Raw genomic sequence first — 7474 nt, forward strand, 5'->3', positions numbered from 1 at the left:
TTTTTGCGGGCCGCGCACCCCGGTGACAGATGATTTTCAGGACCGTGGCACATGCTTGAGCATCCGCTACAACGCTTCTTCAAATCCTTGCGCGAGCGTCCGGTGTTCGCGTGGGAGCGCTATCAGATGCGCGACGTGCTGGTGATCGATCATCCGCTGTGTCAGGCGGTGTTCAGCCGTCAGGGCGCGCAGTTGCTGCACTTCCAGCCACAGGGCCAGAAACCCTGGCTGTGGTGCGCGGCGAAGTGGCCGCAAGTCGGTGCCATTCGCGGTGGCGTGCCGGTGTGTTGGCCGTGGTATGGACGGCATCCGAGCGAAAACGCCTGGCCGTCCCATGGCTGGGCGCGGTTGCTCGACTGGAAGCTGCTCGACAGCAACAGTGACGACGATGGCGTGCGGTTGCACTGGCAACTGAAGTTGTGCGACTGGCAGGTGGATCTGCACGCGCATCTGGGCGAACGCATGGAATTGCGCCTGAGTACCGAGCATCAGGACGACATGCCGTGCCAGTTGAGCCAGGCTTTGCACGCTTACTGGCGTATTGGCGATGTCAGTGAGATAGCGCTGTCTGGGCTGGAGGGTGCTCAGGGTTATGACCAGTTGAGCCGACAGGTCTGTCAGCAGGAAGGCGAGTTGCGCGTGGACGGCGGTTGTCAGCGAGTGTTCCAGCATGATGGCGAATTGCAGCTCAACGACCATGCCTGGCAGCGGGCGCTGTGCATCGACACTGGCGAAACGGCCGACACAGTGGTTTGGCATCCCGGTTCACGGCCGTTGCTCGGCGTGACCTGGAACGAGATATCCGAATTCGTTTGCGTAGAGGCCGCAAGCGGCGGTACCGACAGCTTGTGCCTGAAACCTGGGGAGCGGGCGCATTTGAGTTTACAGGCGTGGGTGGGGGCTTGATTCTGCGGTGTTGCTGCTGGCCCCTTCGCGAGCAAGCCCGCTCCCACATTCGACCACATTCCAACTGAAGGAACCTGGTCACTTGTGGGAGCGGGCTTGCTCGCGAAGGCGCCCTTTCAAGCAGTAAAGATTCAGGATCGGTCAGTTGAACTCATCACCCACCGGATACCGGCTGGCATTCAGGCTCTCCTTGATCTTGCGCAAGTGCGGCTGGAAGTCCACGCCCCGGCGCAAGGTCATGCCGGTGGCGAGCACGTCCAGCACGGTGAGCTGGATGATCCGCGACGTCATCGGCATGTAGATGTCGGTGTCCTCCGGCAGCGGAATGTTCAGGCTCAGGGTGCTGGCCTTGGCCAGCGGCGAGTTCTCGGCGGTCAGGCCCAGCACTGAAGCGCCGTTTTCCCGGGCGATGCGCGCGACTTCCACCAGTTCGCGGGTGCGACCGGTGTAGGAAATGATCACGAACAACTCGCCGGTGTGGGCCACCGAGGCAATCATGCGCTGCATCAGCACGTCGGCGTGGGCCGTGACGGCGAGATTGAAGCGGAAGAACTTGTGCTGTGCATCCAGGGCCACCGGAGCCGAGGCACCGAGGCCGAAGAAGTGGATTTGCCGGGCCTGGATCAACAGGTCGACGGCGCGGCTGATCAGGTTCGGGTCCAGTGCCTGGCAAGCGCTGTCCAGCGAGGCAATGGCGCTGCCGAAGATCTTCTGGGTATAGGCTTCAGGATTGTCGTCGGCTTCCACTGCACGGCTGACGTACGCGGCGCCACTGGCCAGGCTCTGGGCCAGTTGCAGTTTGAGCTCGGGGTAGCCGCTGACGCCGAACGAACGGCAGAAACGGTTGACCGTCGGTTCGCTGACCGAAGCCGCCTGGGCGAGGGCAGCGATGCTGAACCGGGTGGCCTGCTGCGGGTTGAGCAGGATCACCTCGGCGACTTTGCGCTCGGCCTTGTTCAGCTCTTCAAGGCGATTCTGGATTTGTTCCAGTAAATTTCGCACGCGGTCCATATGGGATTCCTTGATTCACCGGCACCGATAAGCGCGCGGCTAATGCAAAAAGGGCCTTTGGTGAGGCCCGTAACGGTGGCCTATCCTACTGATGGCTCCGACCGACCACCACTCGGAATCTGTATTTTGCGAAAATGTTGTGGTTATTACTACATTTTCCCTTGAGTGATGCCTTGAAAAAAGGTATTTGTAGCTTAACTTGATAAAAGAACAAACATCATGCTCTCGATTACGGTTGAACCGTGCACCTTTGCCTTGTTCGGCGCCTTGGGCGATCTGGCCTTGCGCAAGCTGTTTCCTGCCCTCTATCAACTCGACGGCGCCGGCCTGCTGCACGAGGACACGCGTATTATCGCGCTGGCCCGTGAGCCAGGCAGCGAACAGGAACACCTGGCGTTCATTGCTTCCGAGCTGCGCCGCTATGTCGGTGCCAAAGAGCTGGACGACGCCGTGGTCGAGCGTTTTCTGGCGCGCCTGAGCTACTTGCACGTCGACTTCCTCAAAACCGAAGATTATGTGGCCCTGGCCGAAGTCGCCGGCACCGCGCAGCGAGTCATCGCTTATTTTGCGACCCCGGCCGCCGTATACGGCGCGATTTGCGAAAACCTGGCCAAGGTCGGCCTGGCGCAAAACACCCGTGTGGTGCTGGAAAAACCCATCGGTTCGGACCTGGAATCCTCGCGCAAGGTCAACGACGCCGTGGCGCAATTCTTCCCGGAGAACCGCACCTACCGCATCGACCACTACCTGGGCAAAGAGACCGTCCAGAACCTGATCGCCCTGCGTTTCGCCAACAGCCTGTTCGAAACCCAGTGGAACCAGAACTACATTTCCCACGTGGAAATCACCGTGGCCGAGAAGGTCGGTATCGAAGGCCGCTGGGGTTACTTCGACAAGGCCGGCCAGCTGCGCGACATGATCCAGAACCACCTGCTGCAACTGCTCTGCCTGATCGCCATGGACCCACCGGCCGACCTGTCCGCCGACAGCATCCGTGACGAGAAGGTCAAGGTGCTCAAGGCCCTGGCGCCGATCAGCCCGGAAGGCCTGACCACTCAAGTGGTGCGCGGCCAGTACATCGCCGGCTACAGCGAAGGCAAGGCGGTACCGGGGTACCTGGAAGAACCCAATTCCAACACCCAGAGCGACACCGAAACCTTCGTCGCCCTGCGTGCCGACATCCGTAACTGGCGCTGGGCCGGCGTGCCGTTTTACCTGCGTACCGGCAAGCGCATGCCGCAGAAGCTGTCGCAGATCGTCATCCACTTCAAGGAACCGTCGCACTACATCTTCGCTCCCGAGCAGCGCCTGCAAATCAGCAACAAGCTGATTATCCGCCTGCAACCGGACGAAGGCATTTCCTTGCGCGTGATGACCAAGGATCAAGGCCTGGATAAAGGCATGCAGCTGCGCAGCGGTCCGTTGCAGCTGAATTTTTCCGACACCTGGAGCAGCGCACGGATTCCCGATGCCTACGAGCGGTTGTTGCTGGAAGTGATGCGCGGCAATCAGAACCTGTTTGTCCGTAAAGATGAAATCGAAGCCGCGTGGAAGTGGTGTGACCAGTTGATCGCCGGGTGGAAAAAATCCGGCGATGCGCCCAAGCCGTACGCGGCAGGGTCCTGGGGGCCGATGAGCTCCATTGCACTGATCACGCGGGACGGGAGGTCATGGTATGGCGATATCTGATTTGAAACTGCCGCAGGGCGTCAGCGCCCATGCGTTCAAGAGCCCGGTGCTGCTGGCCGAAAGCCTGGCGCTGAATGTGGCCAAGCAACTGAGCGATGCAATCGACGCCCAGGGTACAGCGACGCTGGTGGTGTCCGGTGGCCGCAGCCCGGTGGCGTTTTTCCAGCACCTGGCCAGGCAGGCGCTGGACTGGTCCAACGTGGTGGTCAGCCTGGCTGACGAGCGTTGGGTGCCGGTGGAGCACGCCGACAGTAACGCTGGCCTGCTCAAGAAATATCTCTTGCAAGGCCCGGCGGCCAAGGCGCAGTTCCTGAGCCTGTACAGCGCCAGTGCCAACCTCGAGCAGGCAGCCGAGCAGGCCGACCGTTTGTTGTCCGAGTTGCCGGTGATCGACGTGCTGATCCTCGGCATGGGCGATGACGGCCACACCGCGTCGCTGTTCCCCAACAGCCCGAACCTTGACGAGGCCTTGAAAGTCGACGGTACACGTCGTTGCTGGCCGATGCTGGCGCCGACCGTGCCGCGTCAGCGCCTGACCATGAGTCGCGCGCTGCTGGCTTCGGCCAAACACAAGATTCTGTCGATTTCCGGTCAGTCCAAGCTGACCACCTTGAGTTTCGCGCTGGCCGGTGACGATGTCGCCGAAATGCCGGTGCGCGCATTTCTGCAACCCACGTTAGAGATTTACTGGTGCCCATGAGCCAAGGAACAGCCGCTATGACAAACCCATCCCCGACCGTTTCCATGGCGGACAAAGTTGCCCTGATCGACAGCCTCTGCGCGAAGGCGCGGATTCTGCCGGTGATCACCATCGCCCGCGAGCAGGACGTTCTGCCGTTGGCCGACGCGCTCGCGGCCGGCGGCCTGACGGCCCTGGAAGTGACCCTGCGTTCGCAATTCGGCCTCAAGGCCATCCAGATTCTGCGCGAGCAGCGTCCTGAGCTGGTGACCGGTGCCGGCACCGTGCTCGATCGCCAGATGCTGGCTGCCGCCGAAGCGGCGGGCTCGCAATTCATCGTCACGCCGGGCATCACCCGCGACTTGCTGGAAGCCAGCGTCGCCAGCCCGATTCCACTGTTGCCAGGCATCAGCAATGCCTCGGGCATCATGGAAGGCTACGCTCTGGGTTACCGCCGATTCAAGTTGTTCCCGGCCGAAGTCAGCGGCGGCGTCGCAGCCATCAAGGCTTTGGGCGGCCCGTTCGGCGAAGTGAAATTCTGCCCGACCGGCGGCGTCGGCCCGGCCAATATCAAGAGCTACATGGCGTTGAAGAACGTCATGTGCGTGGGCGGTAGCTGGATGCTTGATCCGGAGTGGATCAAGAACGGCGACTGGGCCCGCATTCAGGAATGCACCGCCGAGGCCTTGGCGCTGCTGGACTGATCGCTTCACCCTACACTCGTTGTGTGTTCTACGGCTTTACGGTGCGCTTGGTCGGTGCACCGTTTTTTTTTGCCCTTAATACCTGTAGGAGCGAGCTCGCGAAAAACCTCCAGGCACCGCTGGCTACCGGGTTCCCGCGTCATCGTTCACGACCATCGCGAGCAAGCTCGCTCCTACAGGCACCGCTGGCTTCCGGGTTCCCGGGTCATCATTCACGACCATCGCGAGCAAGCTCGCTCCTACAGGTACCGTTGGTCATCGGGTTCCCGCGTTATCGTTCACGCCCATCGCGAGCAGGTCAGCACAACTCCGTCAGCGCCGTGGTCAGCCGCGTCATGTGCCCGGCGGTGGTGGTCAGCCCCGGAGTGATGCGGATGCACGGGCCGCACGCCGCGCCGGTGCGTACCACGGTGAACAGGTTGTAGTCCTTGAGCAGCCGCTCGACCATCGCCTGCTGATCGGTCTGTGCGATGAAACGCAGGGCCGTGATGCCGCAGTACAGTCGCGGGTCGTCCGGGGTCAGGACTTCGATGCCCGGCAGTTCGCGCACGGGGCGGACCCACAAGTTGCGCAGGTAGTTGAGGCGCGAACCCTTGGCCGCCGCGCCGCCCATGGCGTGATGCTCCTCGAGGACCAGCGGCAAGGTCAGCAGCGCCGGGATGTTCGGTGTGCTGTACGGCGTACGGGCACGAATGTCTGTAACCGGGAAGTGCATCTCGCCCATGTCCGGGTCGATGTCGGCCAGGCGTTCGGGGGCGATGTAGATGAAGCCGAGCGTCAGCGGGGCGCCGATCCACTTGTGCAGGTTGTAGCCGGCAAAGGCGATACCGAGCCCGGCCAGGTCAAATTCGAGTTGGCCGAGGGCATGGGCTCCATCGAGGATGACGTCGATGCCATGTTCCTTCGCAGCGGCTGCAATCGCCTGCACCGGCATCACCAGGCCCGTGCGATGGGTGACGTGGGTCAGGGCCATCAGCTTCAGCCGCGGATGCCGCGCGAAGGCTTCCCGATAGGTGTTGAGCAGGCTGTCGAAGGTTGCCGGGTGGGCGTGTTCGATCTCGATCACTTCGACACCACGATTGCGTGCCAGCCAGCGCATGGCGCCTTTGACCGTGTCGTATTCCAGATCGCAGACCAGTACCTGATCGCCGGGCTGCAGCCGGTTGTAGTTGCGGATCAGCGACTGCAAACCTTCCGACGCGTTACGGGTCAGGGCGATGCTGTCGGCGGGTACGCCTGTCAACCTCGCCAATTGCGCGCGGATCTTCAGGCTGTCGCCCTGTTCGAAGCGCTGGCGCACGTAGACCGAATTGCTGCGATTGATGAGCTCGATGTTGCGCTGGTATTCCTCGACCACCGTGCGCGACATGCGACCGAAGTAACCGTTCTCCAGGTTGAGCGGGCCGGGTTCGACATCGTAGCGGTCGGCAAAGGTTTGCCAGAAGGCTTCATCACGGGCACGGCGGGTGTTGTCGGGCATGGGCTACTCGGTAGGTGATTCAGTGGCGCGGGGCAGGTTTGCCGTGTTTGGCGCGTAGCGGTTCGAGCAGGTCCGACAAGCCGTTGTGATCGATTTCCTGCATCAGGGCCAACAGGCCGCCCAACTCGCCGTGAGGGAAACCTTCCCGGGCGAACCAGTTCAGGTAAGGGCCGGGCAGGTCGGCAATGATTCGGCCCTTGTACTTGCCGAAAGGCATTTCGCGGGTGATCAGCAGTTCGAGCTTTTCAGGATTCATCGGTCGGTCGTCTTGATTCAGTCAGTCTGGAAAATACAGGCATTCTGCATGCAGGCCAATTGACAGATCATGCAAATAAAACGGATACAGATTTTTTGATAATGGATAAGTATTTGAAAAATAACGGATAAGTAAGCAGTTCCAGGCTGGCATGCAGGGTGCACCACTCATTGCATCTTTCATCAACCGTGAGGAACTGAAAAATGACCGACATGAATAAAGAAGCGATTTCCGTACTCAACGACCTGATCGAAACCAGCAAGGACGGTCAGGCCGGGTTCAAGACTTGCGCTGAAGACATCAAGCACCCTGAACTCAAAAACCTGTTCATCGCGCGTTCCGCCGATTGTGCTACGGCCGCTACGGAACTGCAGTCCGCCGTGCGTTCGATGGGCGGCGATCCGCAAACCTCCACCAGTGTCCGCGGTGACTTGCACCGTCGCTGGGTCGACGTGAAGTCGATGTTCACCGGCAAGGGCGAGGAGGCCGTACTCAATGAAGCCGAGCGTGGTGAAGACCATGCGTTGAAGGCTTACCGGGACGCCATGGAGAAAATCAACAAGCACAACCTGGTGGGCATTCGTGACCTGGTTGAGCGCCAGTACCACGGCGTGCAACGCAATCACGATCAGGTCAAGGCCCTGCGTAACCAGGCGCGTGCGCGTTCGTAATGTCTGGTTGAAACAACTGTGGGAGCGGGCTTGCTCGCGAAGGCGGCGTATCAGTCACCATTGATAGTGACTGATACG

General features: G+C 60.9%; 8 protein-coding genes. 5 read left to right on the forward strand and 3 right to left on the reverse strand.

Going from position 1 to position 7474, the window contains the following annotated elements:
- Positions 1-51 precede the first annotated feature (51 nt).
- On the forward strand, positions 52-906 hold the full coding sequence (locus ACCD00_RS21495) for a D-hexose-6-phosphate mutarotase (RefSeq protein WP_413427430.1): 855 nt from the start codon (positions 52-54) through the stop codon (positions 904-906).
- Positions 907-1047: 141 nt separating this feature from the next.
- Here the strand turns inward: ACCD00_RS21495 and ACCD00_RS21500 are convergent, their stop codons facing one another.
- Positions 1048-1908 carry a MurR/RpiR family transcriptional regulator gene (locus tag ACCD00_RS21500; protein WP_170948639.1) on the reverse strand — a complete coding sequence of 287 codons (861 nt, stop codon included), beginning with the start codon at positions 1906-1908 and terminating at the stop codon, positions 1048-1050.
- 228 nt (positions 1909-2136) lie between these two features.
- Here ACCD00_RS21500 and zwf point away from each other — a divergent pair, with 228 nt between their 5' ends.
- Genes zwf through ACCD00_RS21515 form a run of 3 tightly spaced genes read left to right on the forward strand, consistent with a single transcriptional unit; the run spans position 2137 to position 4989 of the window.
- On the forward strand, positions 2137-3606 hold the full coding sequence (gene zwf, locus ACCD00_RS21505; protein ID WP_413427431.1) for a glucose-6-phosphate dehydrogenase: 1470 nt from the start codon (positions 2137-2139) through the stop codon (positions 3604-3606).
- The gene (pgl, locus tag ACCD00_RS21510) at positions 3593-4306 is read left to right on the forward strand and encodes a 6-phosphogluconolactonase (protein ID WP_413427432.1); all 714 of its coding nucleotides are present in this window, start codon (positions 3593-3595) and stop codon (positions 4304-4306) included. The genes zwf and pgl overlap by 14 nt, the downstream gene beginning before the upstream one ends.
- Before the next feature lie 17 nt (positions 4307-4323).
- Entirely contained in the window at positions 4324-4989 is a 666-nt protein-coding gene (locus tag ACCD00_RS21515; RefSeq protein ID WP_008019264.1) for a bifunctional 4-hydroxy-2-oxoglutarate aldolase/2-dehydro-3-deoxy-phosphogluconate aldolase, read from the forward strand.
- A gap of 298 nt (positions 4990-5287) precedes the next feature.
- Here the strand turns inward: ACCD00_RS21515 and ACCD00_RS21520 are convergent, their stop codons facing one another.
- Both ACCD00_RS21520 and ACCD00_RS21525 read right to left on the reverse strand, forming a co-directional pair.
- Positions 5288-6469: an aminotransferase class V-fold PLP-dependent enzyme gene (locus ACCD00_RS21520; protein ID WP_413427433.1), complete on the reverse strand. Its 1182-nt coding sequence runs from the start codon at positions 6467-6469 to the stop codon at positions 5288-5290.
- A 19-nt stretch (positions 6470-6488) separates the two neighbouring features.
- Positions 6489-6725 (reverse strand): DUF3820 family protein, encoded by a 237-nt coding sequence (locus ACCD00_RS21525; RefSeq protein WP_003227425.1) that lies wholly within the window; start codon positions 6723-6725, stop codon positions 6489-6491.
- Between the two features lie 203 nt (positions 6726-6928).
- Here ACCD00_RS21525 and ACCD00_RS21530 point away from each other — a divergent pair, with 203 nt between their 5' ends.
- Entirely contained in the window at positions 6929-7396 is a 468-nt protein-coding gene (locus ACCD00_RS21530; protein WP_413427434.1) for a ferritin-like domain-containing protein, read from the forward strand.
- The last annotated feature ends 78 nt before the right edge of the window (positions 7397-7474 follow it).

The organism is Pseudomonas sp. Pseusp3 (assembly GCF_047304225.1).
Taxonomy (GTDB): Bacteria; Pseudomonadota; Gammaproteobacteria; order Pseudomonadales; family Pseudomonadaceae; genus Aquipseudomonas; species Aquipseudomonas fluorescens_CD.